The organism is Arthrobacter sp. Y3223166, from assembly GCF_059090935.1.
On sequence record NZ_JBNHGE010000004.1, the window covers coordinates 1 to 17719 of the forward strand.

Here is a 17719-nt window from a genome sequence, read left to right on the forward strand (position 1 = left end):
GCCAGCCGGTCCGGCGCCGGCGCAGCACCAGCGGCAACAGGAGGACGGCCAGCACCAGGGCCGCGGCCGCCGCCGACCACAGCCGTTGCGAGAGCATGTCTTCCTCCGCCAGGCCGGAGGAGCCGGAGGCAGTGGAATCCCGGGGAGTGTCGGTGGCGGCCGGCGGCGGCCCCGCGGGCCTGAGCGGGTCGTCGTTGGGAAGCACCGGGCCGCCGGCGGGTCCGGTCTGGGCGTAGGCCGGCAACACTCCCCGCGACGGCGTGGGCTCGAAGGCGACCCAGCCGATTCCATTGAAAAAGAGTTCCGGCCAGGAATGCGCGTCCCGGGAATCGATCTCGAACTCCTCCAGTGCCCTGCCGGTATCGTCTTCAAGGACCGCACCGGTGGGACGCCCGGGCGCATAGCCGACCGCCATCCGGCTGGGAATGCCCGCGATCCGGGCCATGATCGCCATCGTGGCGGCGTAGTGAATGCAGTAGCCGGACTTTTCCTCCAGGAATGAGGCCACGACCTCGAAACCGCTCTGGTCGTAGCCGCCGTCGACCGGAGCCTGTTCCGAGTACACGAATCCGGACGTCCGCAGATACGTCTGGATGGCCATGGCCTGTTCGTACGGATTCTCCAAACCCGCCAGCACGGTCGCCGTGGTGTCTGCAATGATGCCCGGCATGTTCTCCGGAAGCTCGGAGAAGACAGGATCGACGACGGGGTTGTTCGACGGTTCCGATGCCCGCAGCGCTTCCCTGGTCAGCGCCGGCCTGACGCTGCGCACCTCGTACTCCTGGTTGGCGGTGGTGGTGCCGGACTCGCCGCGGATGTTGAGGGTGCGGGGATCCCAGCTCCACGTGCCGCGGACGCCCGTGACCCGCGCCGGAGCGTAGGGGGCCAGCAGCCAGGGGCTGGTGAAGGATGCCGTACTGATCCTCGTGGTGGTCACCTCGCCGTCTGCCAGCAGGTTCCGCACGCTGGGCACCTCGAGTTCATCGATGCCGGTGCGGCGGTGGCCGTCGAAGTCGCTCGGGCTCCAGCGGGCGCCGGTCAGGTTTTCCAGCGTGACCGAGCGCAGATAGAGCGGTTCCCCGGCATCCGTGGCGTAGGTCATCCTCCCGAAGGCCCCGGGCCGCCGGAGGTTGTCGCCCAGGCTCACCACCGGGTTGAGGCCCGTCGGCGCGCCCCAATTGAGCCTCGAGCCCTCCGGGAACAATCCGGACGTGAAGCCCGGGATGGCCAGCGGGAGCACCAGCGAAACCGCGAGACCGGCCGCCGCTATGCTCACGGCGCGGCGGATCTGCTCAACGGAGGCCAGTCGACCCCTGCCGCTGCCGCCGGCGGCAAGCCACTGCGCGCAGCCCAGCACCAGCAGGTAACCCGCCGCGGCGGCCAGGAAACCCGCCGCTCCGATACTGTTCGGCTTGATGATGGCTGGAACGATGGCCAGGCCCAGCAGGCCCAGGCCGCTGATGGCCGGCATCTGCAGCGGAACGGCCAGCGTATCCACGAGCAGGGCGATCAGCCCCACACCAACGCAGGCCGCCAGCGCGATGCCGTCGTTGACCAGCACCGGAGCGACCTGCGACACAACGGTGTCCCGGGCTTCCTCCAACATGGGATCAAGGGCAGCGAACGTGCCGGGCCCGGGGATCACGCCCAGGAGACCGGTCGGCGCCAGGAACATCGCCGTGACCGACATGACCAGGCCTGCCAGTCCCAGCAGCGCCCCGGCCAGCGGCGACCAGTCCAGCCGGCGGGCCAGCCCCGTGCCCGCCTCGGTGCAACAGACAGTCACGGCGGCTTGGAACAGCCAACTCCAGCCCTCCAGGACCCCGTGCAGGCTGGCGGCCGTGAGCAGGACGGCGAGTGCGACGGCGGCGCTCATCAACCATGGCGCGACGCCGGGGGAGGGCGGCCGCCCGCCGCTCCGGCCGGGTGTGTCCGGGCCGCGGAGTTCCGCCTGCTTGTCGACCGTGAGGGTCACGTGACCGCTCCTGTTCCCACCGGATCGATCCGGCCGACCAGGTCGAAGTGCGCCCAGGCCGCCGGCAGCGAGGCCTTGGGGCTGACCGCCACAGTCCGCCAGCCGCCCGCACGCAACACGTCCATCGTCGCCCGGGCCTGTTGCGGCCGGTCGGTGACGATCAGGGCGAAGGCGTGGGAGCCGAATTCGGCGGCCGGGGCCAGCAGGCGCGCTTCGCCGGCGCTGATCTGGCCCAGGACCGCGACCAACGGCCCCTTGTACTTATGTGCCGCAAGTTTGTCCATCAGCCGGTCCCCGAACGCCGGTTCTCCCGGATGCCGGTCGGACTTCCGGTGGTCTTCGGCCAGCCCCAGCGCGGCCAGCCCCTCGGCGAGGTCCTGGTAGCCCGCGGGCCCGTCGAATTGCTCTTGGCCGGGCGACGGGGCCGAGGGGGACTCCAGGACTGCCGCCCGGGCATGGACGTCCAGGAACCGGACGGTGTAGTTGCGCTGCAGGAAGTCGTTGGCGGCCGAGGCCACGGCAGCCACGGCCCACTCGAAGGAGGGCGAGGTGTGCAGCAGGTCCCCGTGCGGGTCGGTGCCATCGCCGAAGGAGGGCAGCAGTCCCGTGCCGTAGGCCGCGGCCCGGCGGTCCAGCACGATGGTCGCCTGCGGCGTGGTCACCGATTCCTCCTGGCGGACCATGAGCTCGCCGTGACGGGCCGTCGCCGCCCAGTGGACCCGGCGCATCGGATCGCCGTAGCGGTATTCGCGGGTCATCACGTCGTCGTCGCTGGGATTGGCCTGCCGCCGGGTGCTCGCCGTGCCGTCCGAACCCCGGGCGCCGGTCAGCGAGGTGGCCGGCAGTTCCACGGGGGACGGGGTCACCACCAACGCGCTGGTTTCGCCCAACTGGTGCCGGTGGTTGGCCAGCCCGAACGGGTCGGAAAAATCCGCGGTCACCGGCCCGATGGCGAACATCCCGCGCTTGCTGGATCGAAGCTTGTACTCATACACGCTCGCCCCGGAGCGGGACGGGTGCCGCGCCGGGAACCGGAAGGACGGGGCCTTGCCGAAGCGCAGCGGCAGCTGCTCTTCCATGTACACCAGCCCCGTCAGGCCCCCGTTGCGGCGCACCGACAACCGGACCTGGACCACGAGGCCGGTTTCGACGGCCGCGGGCCGGAACTTCCGCTCCACCGTGAATTGCGGCTTGAGGAGCACCATCGCCGCCGCGGCCAGCAGCGGCAGGCCAATCAGGAACACCGCCAGGGTCAGCAGGTCCCGGCGGCCCAGGATCTGCGCCAGCAGCAGCGCCAGCACGCCGGCCGCCAGCACGCCCCACCCGCGCAGGGTGACATACCTGGTGGGGAGCCAGCCGAACGCGTCCATGGCCGTCAGGAAGAGGCGCGGCGGGATTCGCCGCCCACGGGAACCTTGGCCAGCACGGACGCCACCACGCTGGAGGCGTCTTCGCCGGCCGTCATCGCCTTGCGGTCAAGGATCAAACGATGCGCCAGCACGGCCTCGGCAACGGAGGCCACATCGTCGGGCAGGACGAAGTCGCGGCCGTCCAGGGCCGCCGTCGCCTTCGCCGCGCGCAGCAGCTGGAGCATGGCCCGCGGGCTGGCTCCCAGCCGCAGGTGCGGGTGTTCGCGGGTGCCCCGCCCGATGTTGACCGTGTATTCCTTCACCGCCGGCGAAACGTAGACATCACGGACCATGGCCATCATGCTGCGTACCTCGCCCACCGTGACGACCGGGCGGACGCCCTCCAGCGGCGAGACGGACTGGTGGGTCTCCAGCATTTCCATCTCGGCGCGGGGATCCGGGTAGCCCATCGAGATCCGGGCCATGAAACGGTCGCGCTGGGCCTCCGGCAGCGGGTAGGTGCCCTCCATCTCGATCGGATTCTGGGTGGCGATCACCATGAAAGGCGTATCCAGCGGATAGGTGTTCCCGTCCACCGTGACCTGGTGTTCCTCCATGCACTCGAGCAACGCCGACTGGGTCTTGGCCGAGGCACGGTTGATCTCGTCGCCGATGACGATGTTCGCGAACACCGGTCCGGGGCGGAATTCGAACCGGTGCATGTCTTGGTTGTAGATCGAAACACCGGTGACGTCGGAGGGCAACAGGTCCGGCGTGAATTGGATCCGGTGCACGCTGCAGTCGATGGTCTTGGCCAGCGTCTTCGCCAGCATGGTCTTGCCGACGCCGGGCACATCCTCCAGCAGCAGGTGCCCCTGGGCCAACAGCACCGTCAGCGCCAGCCGTGCCGCCTCCGACTTGCCGTCGATGACGGTCTCGATCACGGCCCTGATCCGGCCGCAGGCGTCGTGGAACTCGGTCAGCGCGAGGCCCTCACCCGGCCCCGAACCCGTTGGATCGGAGTGGACGGTCCCGGCCTCTGCCATGTGCTGCTGCGTGTCCATGAAGTACCTTCCGGTGTGCCTTCCCCGAGGGCCGGTTGATCCAACCCTACTTGCTGGCTGTGTGATGCGGTAGACACGCGGACCCCGCCTGGCGGGCCCGCCTCCCTTCACGGCGGAACCGGACCCGGCGCTTCAGTAGGCTGGAAACATGTCCCATCCTGTAGCCGCCGTTGCCGGCGAAACTCCTCCCGCCTACACCGCTGACAGCACCGCAGCCCGGACGACGGCGGTGCGGAGCCCCACCGAGGGGGACGGTCGGCGTCGTAATCTCAGCTATCCGCCGGCACCCGAGCCGCTGCCCGTGCCGGTGATGGACAACCACACGCACCTGGACTTCCGCGACGGACCGGTGGCGGTCACGGTCCGGCAGGCGATGGACGCCGCCGAGGCGGTCGGCGTTGCCGGTGCCGTCCAGGTGGGCTGCGACCTGGAATCGGCCCGCTTCACGCTGCAGGCCGTCGAGGCCGAGCCGAGGCTGCTGGGAGCGGTGGCCATCCACCCCAACGACGCACCCCCGCTGGCGGACGCGGGGACGCTGGAGGAGGCCCTGGCGGAGATCGAGGCGATAGCCGCGCACCCGAGGATCCGGGCGATCGGGGAGACCGGACTGGACTACTACCGGACCGGCGGCGGAGGCCGGGGCGCCCAGCAGGAATCGTTCCGCCGCCACATCGACATCGCCAAGCGGTTGGGCCTCGCCCTGCAGATCCATGACCGGGACGCACACGACGACGTGGTCCGCGTCCTGCTCGAGGAGGGAGCCCCCGAAAAAGTTGTCTTCCACTGCTTTTCCGGGGACGCGGCGCTGGCCGGTACCTGCAACGACAACGGCTGGCACATGTCCTTCGCCGGAACCGTCACCTTCAGGACCGCCGACGGCCTGCGTGAGGCCCTGGCGGTTGCGGAACCGGCCCTGGTGCTGGCCGAGACCGACGCGCCCTTCCTGACCCCGCATCCCTACCGGGGCCGGCCGAACGCCAGCTACCTGGTGCCCTACACCATGCGCGCGATGGCCGAGGTCCTCGGGAAGGACCTGGCGGAGTTATGCACGGAGGTGGCGGAAAACACGGAGCGCGTTTACGGCTCCTGGCAGCAGGAATAACACGCGCGTAACTTCCCCCGGCCGGACCGAAAACGAGCATGCAGGGCTGCCCGAACGGGGAAGCGACGCGCAGTGCCCGGTGCCGCCTGCAGCAGGCGCCGCTTGTCGGCATGTCACGTTTCGATTACGGTAGGTAGCTAATGGCCGGGGTCGGGGAAGGCAACCGGACATTGTGACACCTGTGGCGGTAGCCGTTGGACGTTCCGTTCGTACGCCCAAACAGCCGCCGCGGGTGCAGCCTGCACTCGCACCGTGCCGTGAAAACCGGCACGTCCCACGCGCGTGTCTTAATGTCCCCGTGCCCGGAAACTGCAACAGATTCGGGAACCGTGACAAACGCGCTGAAGAACCGCTGGGTGAAGATCGCCGGCCAGGTCGTCGTCATGACCGCCTTGGTCCTCGGGCTGGTGGCTTTTGTGGGCAACAACAAGTCGGTCACGCTGACCGTGGACGGGCAGGCCAGCACCGTCACCACGTTCGGTTCCACCGTTGCAGACGTTCTGGCCGAATCCGAGGTGCAGGTCGGCGAGCTCGACGACGTCACTCCTGCGGTGGGCGAAGAGATCGCCGACGGTGCCAGCATCGAAGTGGTCACCGCCAAACCCGTAGACGTGAACGTGGACGGCAAGGCCTCCACCGTGCACACCACCGCCGCCACCGTCGAGGAACTGCTGGACGAACTGGAAGTCAACGAAAAGTCGGCCCTGTCCGCCCCGTTGACTGCCGAGCTGGCCTCGGTGGGCGGCGCGGTGACGATCTCGACGCCGAAGAACGTCACCATCGCTGTCGACGGCAAGACCCGCAAGGAAGTCACCACCGCGACCACCATCGGCGACCTGCTCCAGGAACAGAAGATCAAGCTGGGCAAGGAAGACAAGCTCTCCGTTGCCGAGGCCGAGCCGGTGACCGAAGGCACCAAGGTCAAAGTGACCCGGATCGACCGCGAACGCGTGGAGGAGGCCGAGTCCGTCCCGTTCGAGACGGCCACCACGACCAACTCCGCCATGTACGAGGACGAAGAGAAGGTCACCCGGGCCGGGGAGCCCGGCGAACGCGTCAAGGTCTACGAGGTCGTCCTCACCGACGGCAAGGAAACCGACCGGAAACTCGTCAGCGAAAAGGTCACCCGCGAACCGGTCAGCCAGAAGATCACCGTGGGCACCAAGAAGCGTCCGGCCAAGGTCAACAACGCCAACGTCGGCGGGACCTGGCAGGCGCTCGCCGAATGCGAGTCCGGCGGCAACTGGTCCATCAACACCGGCAACGGCTACTCCGGCGGACTGCAGTTCAGCGCTAGCTCCTGGCTCGGCGCCGGCGGCGGCAAGTACGCGCCCTACGCCTACATGGCCACGCCCAGCGAGCAGATCGCTACCGCCGAAGTGCTGCGCAGCAACGGCGGCTGGGGCCACTGGCCGGCCTGTGCCGCCAAGCTGGGACTGCTGTAAGGCTTCCGCTTCCTGCCACCGGGCCCGGGCTTCGCTGCCCGGGCCCGGTGTGCGTTAACCGGGCGGCGCCGCCACGGCCGCCGCCGGCGGCCCGATACGATGGCACAGTGACAGAACCCCAATCCGCCTCCGGTACCGACTCACGGCACGACGCCGGGGGAGCCGCGCCCGCCCCCACCCGGCCCCTGCTCGGAGCGGCCGACGTCCGCCGGCTCGCAGCCGAACTGGACGTGCGTCCCACCAAGACCCTCGGGCAAAACTTCGTGATCGACGGCAACACCATCCGTCGGATCGTGGCTGCCGCCCATGTTGTCCCCGGCGAGACAGTCTTGGAGGTCGGGCCCGGCCTGGGGTCGCTCACGCTCGGGCTGCTGGACGTGGCCGGGCACGTGGTCGCCGTCGAAATCGATCCCAAACTCGCCGCCCGCTTGGAACGCACAGCGGCCGAATGGCGTCCCGATGCCGCCGGGCACCTGGACGTGGTGCTGGCGGACGCGCTGCGGGTCAGGGAACTGCCCAAGGCCCCGGATGCGCTGGTCGCCAACCTGCCCTATAACGTGGCGGTGCCGGTGGTGCTGCACCTGCTGGAGCACTTCCCGTCGCTGCGGCACGGACTCGTCATGGTGCAGGACGAGGTGGCCGACCGGCTCGCGGCCAAGCCCGGCTCCAAGATCTACGGTGTGCCCAGCGTCAAGGCCGCGTGGTACGGCACCATGCGCAAGGCAGGGGTGATCGGCATGAACGTGTTCTGGCCCGCACCCAAGATCGCTTCCGGGCTGGTGGAGTTCACCCGCGGGCAGCCGCCCGTGACCCGGGCCCCGCGCCATGAAGTGTTTGCCGTCATCGACGCGGCGTTCGCGCAACGCCGCAAGACGCTGCGCGCCGCGCTGGCCGGCTGGGCCGGCAGCGCCGCCCGGGCCGAGGAAGCGCTGCGGCTGGCAAACGTGGACCCCGGCGCCCGCGGAGAGGTGCTGGACATTGCCGCCTTTGCCCGCATCGCCGAGTTCAACCATCCGCTTGTCGGCTAGGAAGGTGGCGGCATCGATATGACCAGAACACGTCCCGTCCGCGTCATGGCGCCCGGAAAGATCAACGTCTCCTTCCGCGTCGGCGGCCCGCGACCGGATGGCTACCACTCGGTGGCCAGCGTCTATCTGGCGCTCTCGTTGTATGAGGAGGTCACCGCCACCGCGCGTGAGGACGATGCCATCACGGTCAGCGTGCGCAATGGGCCCGGGCTGGACTTCGATCTGGACGGCATCCCGCTGGATGCTTCCAACCTGGCGGTGCAGGCCGCCGACCTGATCCGCGAAACCTCCGGACACGCGCAGGGCGTGCACCTGGACATCACCAAGCGGGTGCCGATTGCCGGCGGCATGGGCGGCGGCTCCGCCGACGCGGCCGCCGCCCTGGTTGCGTGCAGTGCGCTTTGGAACACCGGCTACTCCCGCGACGAGCTGATCGGCCTGGCCGCCGGGCTCGGCGCAGACGTGCCGTTTGCGCTGCACGGCGGAGTGGCCGTCGGCCTGGGCGTCGGCGACCGGCTGACGCCGGCGCTGGCGCGCAGCGAAATGCACTGGGTCCTGGTGCCCGCCTCGTTCGGTTTGTCCACGCCCAAGGTCTACGCGGTGGCCGACGACCTGCGCGCCCGCCGCGGCCACGTCCCGGTCGAACCCGAGCAGGTGGACCCGGCGATCCTGCAGGCAATGCAGTCCGGCGACGTCCACCAGTTGGCCGGCTGCCTGCATAACGACCTGCAGGAGGCCGCCATCGAGCTGGCCCCCGAACTGGCCGATATCCTTGAACTGGGCGAGGCCGAAGGCGCGCTGGCGGGCTTGGTATCCGGGTCCGGGCCGACGGTAGCTTTCCTGACCGCCGGACGGCGCGAGGCGGCCGAGCTGGGGCAGCGGCTCGCGGATGTCGCCGGCGTGGTTGCCCTGCCGGTCCGCGGACCGGTGCACGGCGCCCGCATCATGGCCTGACCGCCCGGCCCCGCCCCTGGAACGCGGCGGCGGCGCGTCCGCCTCCACCAACGCAACAGAAAGCAGCATCCTTGGTCCACCTGCTCGGCGCAGAAAACGTCAGCGTCTCCTTTGCCACCCGCACCATCCTGGACTCGGTGTCCCTCGGCCTGAACGAAGGGGACCGGATCGGCATGGTGGGGCGCAATGGCGACGGCAAGTCCACCCTGATGCGGCTGCTGGCGCACCGCGCCACGCCCGACGACGGCCGGGTCACCAAGCGCGGCGACGTCAACGTGGGCTACCTGGACCAGCAGGACGTGCTGGACGGAGACCTGCCGGTCGGCGTGGCGATCGTCGGCGAAGCGGCCGAGTACGAGTGGGCCTCCAACCCGCAGATCCGCGAAATCATGAACGGCCTCGTCGGCGACGTCGACTGGCACGCGACGGTGTCGTCCTTGTCCGGCGGGCAGCGCCGCCGGGTCGCCCTCGCCAAGCTGCTGATCGAGCCCCATGACGTGATCATGCTCGACGAGCCGACCAACCACCTCGACGTCGAGGGGGTCGCCTGGCTGGCCCGCCACCTGCAGACGCGGTGGCGCCCCACCGAGGGGGCCTTCCTGGTGGTCACCCACGACCGCTGGTTCCTGGACGAAGTGTGTACCCGGACCTGGGAGGTCCACGACGGCACCGTCGACCCGTTCGACGGCGGGTACGCCGCCTACGTGCTGGCCCGTGCGGAACGCGACCGGACGGCTGCCGTCGTCGAAGGCAAGCGGCAGCAGCTGGTGAAAAAGGAGCTTGCCTGGCTGCGCCGCGGTGCTCCCGCCAGGACCGCGAAGCCGAAGTTCCGGATTGAAGCGGCCAACGAGCTGATCGCCGACGTGCCCGAGCCCCGGGACGCGGTGGCCCTGAACAAGATGGCCACCGCCCGGCTCGGCAAGGACGTGCTGGACCTGGAGCAGGTTTCCTACACCCCGCCGGCCCGGCCCACGGACGGCGACGGCGGGCCCGCCGCGCTGTTCGACAACATCACGCTGCGGCTGGCACCGGGGGAACGGCTCGGCCTGGTCGGCGTCAACGGGGCGGGCAAGACCACCCTGCTGCGGTTGCTGAACGGCGAGATCCAGCCCACGGCCGGCAAGGTCAAGCGCGGCAAGACGGTGCAGACGGCCATGCTCACGCAGGAAGTCCGCGAACTCGACGATGTCATGGACCTCCGAGTGGTGGAGGTGATTCAGCGCGAACGCCAGGTCTTCAACATCGGCGGACGCGAGGTTTCCGCCAGCCAGCTGGTGGAACAGCTCGGCTTTTCCAAGGAGAAGCAGTGGACGCCGGTGCGCGACCTGTCCGGCGGGGAGCGGCGGCGGCTGCAGCTGCTGCGGCTGCTGGTCGGGGAACCGAACGTGCTGATGCTGGACGAGCCCACCAACGACCTGGATACGGACACGCTGGCGGCCGTGGAGGATGTGCTCGACGGCTGGCCGGGCACGCTCGTGGTCGTCTCGCACGACCGCTACCTACTGGAACGGGTGACCGACCATCAGGTGGCGCTGCTGGGCGACGGCAAGCTCCGCGGGCTGCCCGGGGGAGTGGACCAGTACCTTGAGCTCCGCGAAGCGGCGCTCGCCGGCCGGCCCGCGCCGTCCCCGGCCGGCGCAAGCGCCAGCGCCGCACCATCCTCCGGCGCCGTGCACAGCGAAGCGGACAAGCGCCAGGCTAAGAAGGACCTCAACCGGATCGAGCGCCAACTGGGCAAACTGGGCCAGCAGGAGGACAAGCTCAAGGAGCAGATGCACGCGGCAGGTGCCAAGTCCGACGTCGACTTCGCCGGGCTGGCGGAGATGAACCGCAAGCTGCAGGAAATCGCCGAGGAGAAGGAAGGCCTGGAGATGGAGTGGCTGGAGGTCTCCGAAATCCTGGAGTGATCCCTCGGCTCAGGACGACCTGCCGCTGTTCCCCCAGAGGCCCGCGTCGCGGATGGACCGCTGGATCTTGGCGGTTGCCGAGAGCAGCGCCTCGCGCTCCGCGGCCGAGAGCGGATCGAAGACGTTCTCGCGGACGAAGCTGACGTGGCCGGGGGCGGCCTGCCGGATGGCATCCCAGCCGGCGTCGGTCATCGAGATGTTGAAACCCCGCGCATCCGTGGCACACGCCACCCGCTCCACCAGCCCGCGGGCTTCCATCCGCTTGAGCAGGTGGGACAGCCGGCTGCGCTCCCAGTCCAGCTGCTGCGCGATGTCCCGGGCCCGCATGACGCCCTCGTCCGCCTCCGACAGGGACGCCAGGACCGAATACTCCACGCCGGACAGGTCGGAGTCGCGCAGCAGCTGGCGGTCCATGGCGGACTCGAAGCCCCACAGCAATTCCCGGAAGGCGCGCCAGATCTCTTGCTCGTGATCGTCCAGCCAGCGGGTGTCGGAGTTCACGACTGTCACTTCCTCGCCTTTGGTTGACAATTCAAGTTTCCGCCCTGCATAATTGACGTGTCAACAAAACCATGACGCGTCGACAATGTTGGCACGTCGGGACCAGACCTCGAAGGGGTTATTTATGACCAAGATCGCTATCGTTACCGGCAGCACCCGTCCGGGTCGTGTCAACAAGCAGGTTGCCGATTGGGTTCTCGCCCAGGCCGCCGGCCGCACCGACGCCGAGTTCGAGGTCGTCGACATCGCCGACTTCAACCTGCCCCTGCTGGACGAAGCTTACCCGGCCATGTACCAGAACTACCAGAACGACCACACCAAGGCGTTCTCGGCCAAGATCAGCGAGTTCGACGGCTTCATCTTCGTCACCGGCGAGTACAACCACACCGTCACGCCTGCCCTGACCAACGCCCTGTCCTACCTGAACGTCGAGTTCAACAACAAGGCCGCCGGCATCGTTTCCTACGGTTCCATGGGTGGCGCCCGTGCCGCTGAGCACCTGCGCAACATCCTGTCTGAACTGCAGATCGCCCACGTGCGCAACCAGGTCATGTTCTCGCTGTTCACCGATTTCGAGAACTTCGCCGACTTCAAGCCGACCGAGCAGAACGCCGGCACCCTGGCTCCGATGATCGACCAGCTCATCCCGTGGACCAAGGCCATGGAGTCCGTCCGGGCCGCAGCTGTCGCCGCCAACTAACCTGCGGCCCCCGGCGGCTTCGCGCCGCTTAACGCTCCGCATCGCAGGGCGCTCCGTACCTCCCGTCAGGGAAGCCGGGGCGCCCCGCGCCGTTAAGGCGGGGACGGCCGGAACGATGGCACCGGCGGGTCGGGTTTCGTTGGTACCGGGAGAAGGAGGGACGCGTCGTGGACGCAGGAAACGCTGCGGCCGGCCTGCGGGAGCGGACCCCCAGCCGCCGCCGGATGCTCGACCATCTTGAGCAGGCCGCCTCGGCAGCTGGCTTCCGCCTCGACGAAGACCAGCACAGGGCCGCCCGCCTGCTCGCCGAAGCCGCCGCGCCGCTCCGCGCCGGACTGCCCGCTTTGCCGGGGATGCGCCGCGGGCTGTATCTTTGGGGTCCCGTCGGACGGGGCAAAAGCTGGCTGGCCCGGGCATTCTTCGATGCCGTCGACGTGCCGGACAAACAGCGCTGGCACTTCCACGACCTGTTCCGACAACTGCACGCCCTCCGCCGCGACGCGCAGGACCCGGAGGCCCGGCCGCCGGGTACCAGCGCCATCGACGTGGCCATCGACGGCTTGCTGCGCGGCTGCGCCCTGCTGGTCCTGGATGAATTCCACGTCCACGATCCGGGGGACGGCCAGTTGCTGGCCCGGCTGCTGCGTGAAATCCACCGCCGCGGCATAGTGCTGGTCACCACCTCGAACTATCCGCCCGAGCAGTTGATGCCCGGCGAGGTCTTCCATGAGCTGTTCGAGCCCACCATCGCCCTGATCCGCCGCACCATGCACGTTGCCCCCGTCGCCGGCCCGGTCGACTACCGCACGCAGCCCGCCGGTCGCGCCGACGGCCGGTTGGACGACGGCGGTGCCCGCCCCGGCCGGTTCGGCGACGGCGCCATGGTCGTTGCCCCGGACGGTCCCGGCGACCCGCGGGTTGCCGAGGCGGGCCTACACTGGCCGTCCGCGGCAGAGGCGCGCGAACTGCGGCCGGGGAGCTGGCCGCTGCCGGTCCTTCGGAGCACGCCGGCCGAATTGTGGTTTGATTTCCGCGACCTGTGCGAAGGGCCCACCGCCGCCTCCGACTATTTGGGCCTGCTGGCGCATGCCGCCCACTGGATCATCTGCGGTGTGCCGCCCCGGGAAGCGATCAGCATGAACGGCTGGCAGCGCTTCAGCAATATTGTGGACATCCTCTATGACGCCGACGTGCCGTTGACGGTCATCAGCGCGGAGCCGCTTGACCTGGCCTCGTCAGCCAGCCCGTCCGCCGTCGACATCTCCCGCATTGCCAGCCGGTTGGGCACCCTCGGCCGGGTGGGTGCCGCGCCCTGACTGCCGTTCCCGCCGGTCGCGCCGGCGGGACAGCGCAACGCCCAGCAGGCACACCCCGCCGCCGATGACGGCCAGCACGGTGGGCGTCTCGCTCAGGAACAGCCACCCCAACACGATGGTGACCGGAGGAACAAGGTAGGACGAAACGCTCAGTTGCCCGGCCGGCATCCGGGCCAGGGCATAGGCCCAGGTGCTGAAAGCCAGGGCCGTGGGCACCAACCCCAGATACACCACGCCCAAGGTCGCCGCGGCCGGGGCGGTGCGCAGTTCCGCCAAAAGGTCACCGGCAAACGGCAGCGATGAGAGTGCACCGATGCTGCAGGCCAACCAGGTGACCTGCCCGGCCGGCACGCTGCCCAGGGCCGGCTTCTGGAGCAGCACCCCGGCGGAGTACGTCAACGCCGCTGCCAGCGCCCAGAGCAGCCCGACGCCGCCGGCGGCGCCGCCACCGGTGCCGAAGCCGATCATGACGACTCCCGAGAAAGCGACTCCGGCGCCGATGGCCAGCCACCTGGGGATGCCTTCGCCCAGGAACAGCCCGGCGCCCAAGGCCGTGAGCACGGGTGCGAGATTGACGATCATGGCGGTGGTGCCGCCGTCGAGCGTTTGCTCCGCGGTGTTGAGGGCGAAGTTGTAGACGCCGAACCACGACAGGCCGCAGCCGGCGATCAGCAACCACGCCCGGCGGCCCGGCCTGACCCACGGCCGCCCGACCAACAGCAGTGCCAGTGCGGCCGAGCCGATGGCGAGCCGCATCAGGCTGAGCGGACCGGGCCCGAAATGCGGCAGCACGCCGCGGATCACGACGAAGGCACTGGCCCACGCCAGGACCGTCACGATGATGGCCGCAAGGACCGAAAGCGGGACGGCGGCGATCCGCGGGACGTGTGTCATGGTGGCAACGCTAACCCAAGCGGCAGTGCACCGGCCGGGGCCGGACCGGAATGTCTGCTTCCCGCGTCAGGTGTCGGGGCCTGCACCGGTCCTGATGGGGGACGGGTGCGCGCCGGAGGCAGGACGGAACCTCGCGTCGTACCGGTGAGAGCACTGCTACTCTTCATTCATAACGTCGGGGGGCCGGGACGACACCGGGCCGCGTTCAATGCAGGAGGAATGCAGTGCGGACCGTTGCAGGTGAGCCCGGGGCGGCAGCGCGCCCAACCGTCCTGGTCGGCGCCGTGGACCCTGCGACCCGCGGGTTCCTGCGCAGCGTCCTGAGCGATGCCGGCATATCGGTCGCTGCGTTGACTTCCGCGGCCGAGGTGTTGGCCGAGGTGCAGCGCAACCCGCCCGACATCCTTTTGGTGGACGCCGCCGATATGTCCCTGGCCGGGATGGAAGCCGTGCGACGGCTGTCGGACAGCCAGCCGGGCGCGCAGTGGCGGGTGATGCTCATGGCCACCGAGGACGAGCTGCACTTGGTGGAACGCGGCTACGAGCTGGGCGTCTCCGACTACCTGATCAAGCCGCTGACGGCCGCCAGTGTGGTGAACCGTGTCCGCGTGACCCTCGCGAGATCGGAACACCGGCGACGGGAACGCAACGGGGTGGCCGTCCTGCGGGAGCGGATCCGGAATGTGTCCGACGGTATTCGCAGTACGAATGACCCGGACGAAATGATCAACCTCGCGTTGCGTGGCATCGGCGAGGCCTTCGAAGCCGACCACGTCTGGGTGCGTACCCTGGCGGACGAACGAGTGCCGCATACCACCGCTCAATGGATCAGCGAATCCACCCAGGGCTCCATGCCCTACCGCAGCGACGAACAGGTGCTGGAGCTGTCCTCGGCGCTCTGGGCCAAGCACAGCGTGCTCACGTCGGCCGACGACGGCGGCATCGATATCGCCGCATATCCCCATGTGGCCGAATGGCTCGCCACCCCCCGGGGCAAATTGTCCCTGCTCGCGCCCTTGGGGCAGGGCCCGCAGGCTTTCGGCTTGCTGTGCCTGATCCGCACGGGGCAGCCGCGGCCATGGTCGCCGGCCGAGATTTCACTGCTTCAGCATGTAGCCGGCAACCTGGCCCACGGTCTGATTCAGGGGCACCTGATTACAGTTCAACAACAGGTCGTGGAAAAGCTTCGCGAGCTGGACCAAGCCAAGTCGAACTTCGTGGCCACGGTCAACCATGAGCTCCGGACTCCGTTGACCTCTATCGCCGGGTACCTGGAGCTGGTGCTGGATGGAGACGCCGGTGAGGTCCCGGAATCAGTGGCGCGGATGCTGAAGATCGTGGGTCGCAATGCCGCGCGGCTCCGCGAGTTGATCGAAGACATGCTCACCTTGTCCAGGATGGATTTCCAGAGCAGCGGGTTGAAGACGGAACCGGTGGACCTGCCACGCCTCCTGCGCACGGTTTCCACCGCGCTGGAACCGGTGGCGCAGGCCAAGAACGTACAGCTGGTCGGTGAGGGGCTGGACACCCGGCTCGCCGCCGACGGCGATACAAAGATGTTGGAGCAAGTCTTCACCAACATCCTGTCCAATGCCGTCAAGTTCACGCCGCAGGACGGGGAGGTGCGGGTCACGGTCGGCCTCGGCGGCAAGAACGACGACGGCGTTCCCTGCGCCGTGGTCAAGGTCGCCGACAGCGGGATCGGCATCCCGGAAGAAGACCTGCCCCAGCTCTTCTCGCGTTTCTACCGGGCATCCAACGCCCATGCCATCCAGGGCACTGGCCTGGGCCTGGCCATCGTCAAGGGGATGGTCGACCAGCACCGCGGCGATATTTCCGTGGAGTCGAGGGTCGGCATCGGCACGACCTTCACGATTACACTGCCGCTGGATTCCGGACCGAAACAGCAACCCGCCAACGCGTCGGACGCCGTCGCTGTCTCTTAAACCACAAAGGCCGTGGCACGCGTCCGAAGATGGATGCCACGGCCTCAGCCGGCGAGCGGGAATCCCGCTCTATTTACTTATTAGTGCGGCCAGTTGCCACTCTGAATGGAGAAGCCGCCATCGACAGACTTGACGGTCGTGATGGTGGTGTAGCTGCCGTCGGCGGCTGAGGCAGCCGTGGCGCCGGTAACAGCCAGAACTGCGGCAATAAGTACTGATGCCGAAAATTTCTTCATCGGGCTCCCTCTTGGTTATGCACAGTTTTGCAAATCTATGCAGCGGTGGTGACATCCACAAGTGTACATTCAGGAGTACCTAATCAGCTAGACGTTAAACGACACATCAGGGACCCTTCCCCGCCGCTGCGCGGGACACGGAATATGATCGGATGCGGGTGGGAGTACGGACTATCACCCCGGCCATTGGCGTTTGGAGGATTCGCATGGTGTCGGTCAATTCTGAGGGAAGCGGTGTTTTCGCTGAACTGCGGGCTCGTGAGGCTTTCGGTCGTAGAGAATATGCGCAGGCGCTGGACCTCGCGAAGCAAGTATCTTCTAGGGCATTGGCTGCCGGCGATGATTCAACGTGGTGGCAGATGACAATGTTCCAAGCCGATTGTCAGCGCGCGATGGGTCTCAACCGGGACTGCATTCATACAGCCTTGCTTCTGCTGGAACATCCACTAACGGTCGGGTCCTCCGAACTTCAGTGCCGCGCATTGAACCTCTTGTCTGACGTTAGCCAGGCGGCAGGTGAACTTGAACAAGCAGTCGCATATGGTGTTAGGGCCGTCGGCATCGCTCATGACGGTGAGGTCCCGCAGGATCTGCGTATTGGGTCCTTGCTTGCACTTATTGCAGCATTGGCAGAGAGCGACCAGTTGGAGCGCGCCTGGCAGGAAAGTCAGCAACTCATCCGACTGATTGACACCAATACTGACGCTCAAACGGCGGGAAAGTGCTACTGGGTCGCCGGAAACGTCGCTTTTCTAAGACAACAGGCCAGCGATGGGGTGAAGTATCACAAGTTGGCGGCTGAGCATTTGTCGCCTTCGAATGATCTCGCTCTATGGGCGTGGTTCAATCGAGCCTCGGCGGCTATGAGGTTAACGGCCGGTATCGCCGACACAGAAACAGCCGATTGCATGGAGCGTGCCGAACTCGCAGCGACCATTATTGGTACGGATGACGGAGATGTCTTTAAGAACATGCTCAATCGTGCGCACTGGCACTTTCTGAACGGTGAAGCAAGCAGCGCAATCGAGATGCTCACGTCGATTTGTGCAGAGTCCTCAGCGATGGCACACCACACTGCGGGTGAAGCGAATATGTTGCTTGCGAAAGCCCTGCGGGAACAAGGCGATTGTGCATCGGCCCTACGCCACTTGAAGAACAGCCAAGCGTATTTCAGCCAAGCCGGTGCCAAGGACAGGGCGGCCCAAGTGGCTGCAGAAATCGCCGAGTTTCCGCGGGCTTCGTAACATGCATTCTTCATCGTGTCATTGAGCGTGTCGTGAACACCGTTCGTTTACGCTGTGA

Annotated in this window: 15 protein-coding genes; 9 read left to right on the forward strand and 6 right to left on the reverse strand. The window is 67.8% G+C overall.

Features of this window, described 5'->3' with window-relative positions; translation table 11 throughout:
* The 3 genes from AC5RUH_RS03730 to AC5RUH_RS03740 form a co-directional block, all read right to left on the reverse strand.
* Window positions 1-1975, reverse strand: a 1975-nt coding sequence (locus AC5RUH_RS03730) for a transglutaminase TgpA family protein (protein WP_494127917.1), incomplete at its 3' end; no start/stop codon positions are given.
* Complete coding sequence (locus AC5RUH_RS03735) at window positions 1972-3345, reverse strand: DUF58 domain-containing protein (RefSeq protein ID WP_494127918.1); 1374 nt, start codon at window positions 3343-3345, stop codon at window positions 1972-1974. The genes AC5RUH_RS03730 and AC5RUH_RS03735, both read right to left, overlap by 4 nt.
* Window positions 3346-3350: 5 nt before the next feature.
* Entirely contained in the window at window positions 3351-4388 is a 1038-nt protein-coding gene (locus tag AC5RUH_RS03740; protein ID WP_494014345.1) for an AAA family ATPase, read from the reverse strand.
* A 148-nt stretch (window positions 4389-4536) separates the two neighbouring features.
* Here AC5RUH_RS03740 and AC5RUH_RS03745 point away from each other — a divergent pair, with 148 nt between their 5' ends.
* From AC5RUH_RS03745 to AC5RUH_RS03765, 5 genes are all read left to right on the forward strand, one after another.
* Window positions 4537-5490, forward strand: coding sequence for a TatD family hydrolase (locus tag AC5RUH_RS03745; protein ID WP_494076237.1), 954 nt, complete (start codon window positions 4537-4539; stop codon window positions 5488-5490).
* Window positions 5491-5819: 329 nt separating this feature from the next.
* Window positions 5820-6935, forward strand: coding sequence for a resuscitation-promoting factor (locus AC5RUH_RS03750; protein ID WP_494023670.1), 1116 nt, complete (start codon window positions 5820-5822; stop codon window positions 6933-6935).
* 107 nt (window positions 6936-7042) lie between these two features.
* A complete protein-coding gene (gene rsmA, locus AC5RUH_RS03755) occupies window positions 7043-7963 on the forward strand; it encodes a 16S rRNA (adenine(1518)-N(6)/adenine(1519)-N(6))-dimethyltransferase RsmA (protein WP_494073599.1) in 921 nt (306 codons plus the stop codon).
* Between the two features lie 18 nt (window positions 7964-7981).
* A complete protein-coding gene (locus AC5RUH_RS03760; RefSeq protein WP_494073600.1) occupies window positions 7982-8917 on the forward strand; it encodes a 4-(cytidine 5'-diphospho)-2-C-methyl-D-erythritol kinase in 936 nt (311 codons plus the stop codon).
* Between the two features lie 71 nt (window positions 8918-8988).
* The gene (locus AC5RUH_RS03765; RefSeq protein WP_494076236.1) at window positions 8989-10824 is read left to right on the forward strand and encodes an ABC-F family ATP-binding cassette domain-containing protein; all 1836 of its coding nucleotides are present in this window, start codon (window positions 8989-8991) and stop codon (window positions 10822-10824) included.
* Window positions 10825-10833: 9 nt separating this feature from the next.
* Here the strand turns inward: AC5RUH_RS03765 and AC5RUH_RS03770 are convergent, their stop codons facing one another.
* Window positions 10834-11334, reverse strand: coding sequence for a MarR family winged helix-turn-helix transcriptional regulator (locus AC5RUH_RS03770; RefSeq protein ID WP_494001422.1), 501 nt, complete (start codon window positions 11332-11334; stop codon window positions 10834-10836).
* Between the two features lie 115 nt (window positions 11335-11449).
* Between AC5RUH_RS03770 and AC5RUH_RS03775 the strand changes: the two genes are divergently transcribed.
* Both AC5RUH_RS03775 and zapE read left to right on the forward strand, forming a co-directional pair.
* The gene (locus AC5RUH_RS03775; protein WP_494001421.1) at window positions 11450-12025 is read left to right on the forward strand and encodes an NADPH-dependent FMN reductase; all 576 of its coding nucleotides are present in this window, start codon (window positions 11450-11452) and stop codon (window positions 12023-12025) included.
* Window positions 12026-12192: 167 nt separating this feature from the next.
* Window positions 12193-13341 (forward strand): cell division protein ZapE, encoded by a 1149-nt coding sequence (zapE, locus tag AC5RUH_RS03780; RefSeq protein ID WP_494127919.1) that lies wholly within the window; start codon window positions 12193-12195, stop codon window positions 13339-13341.
* Here zapE and AC5RUH_RS03785 read toward each other — a convergent pair.
* On the reverse strand, window positions 13261-14235 hold the full coding sequence (locus tag AC5RUH_RS03785) for a DMT family transporter (protein ID WP_494001419.1): 975 nt from the start codon (window positions 14233-14235) through the stop codon (window positions 13261-13263). The genes zapE and AC5RUH_RS03785 overlap by 81 nt on opposite strands.
* A gap of 224 nt (window positions 14236-14459) precedes the next feature.
* Here AC5RUH_RS03785 and AC5RUH_RS03790 point away from each other — a divergent pair, with 224 nt between their 5' ends.
* The gene (locus AC5RUH_RS03790; protein WP_494076234.1) at window positions 14460-16181 is read left to right on the forward strand and encodes an ATP-binding response regulator; all 1722 of its coding nucleotides are present in this window, start codon (window positions 14460-14462) and stop codon (window positions 16179-16181) included.
* 80 nt (window positions 16182-16261) lie between these two features.
* Here AC5RUH_RS03790 and AC5RUH_RS03795 read toward each other — a convergent pair whose 3' ends face one another.
* Window positions 16262-16417 (reverse strand): hypothetical protein, encoded by a 156-nt coding sequence (locus AC5RUH_RS03795; RefSeq protein ID WP_494076233.1) that lies wholly within the window; start codon window positions 16415-16417, stop codon window positions 16262-16264.
* 206 nt (window positions 16418-16623) lie between these two features.
* On the opposite strand from AC5RUH_RS03795, the gene AC5RUH_RS03800 reads away from it, so the two are divergent.
* Complete coding sequence (locus AC5RUH_RS03800; protein WP_494076232.1) at window positions 16624-17661, forward strand: hypothetical protein; 1038 nt, start codon at window positions 16624-16626, stop codon at window positions 17659-17661.
* Window positions 17662-17719 lie beyond the last annotated feature (58 nt).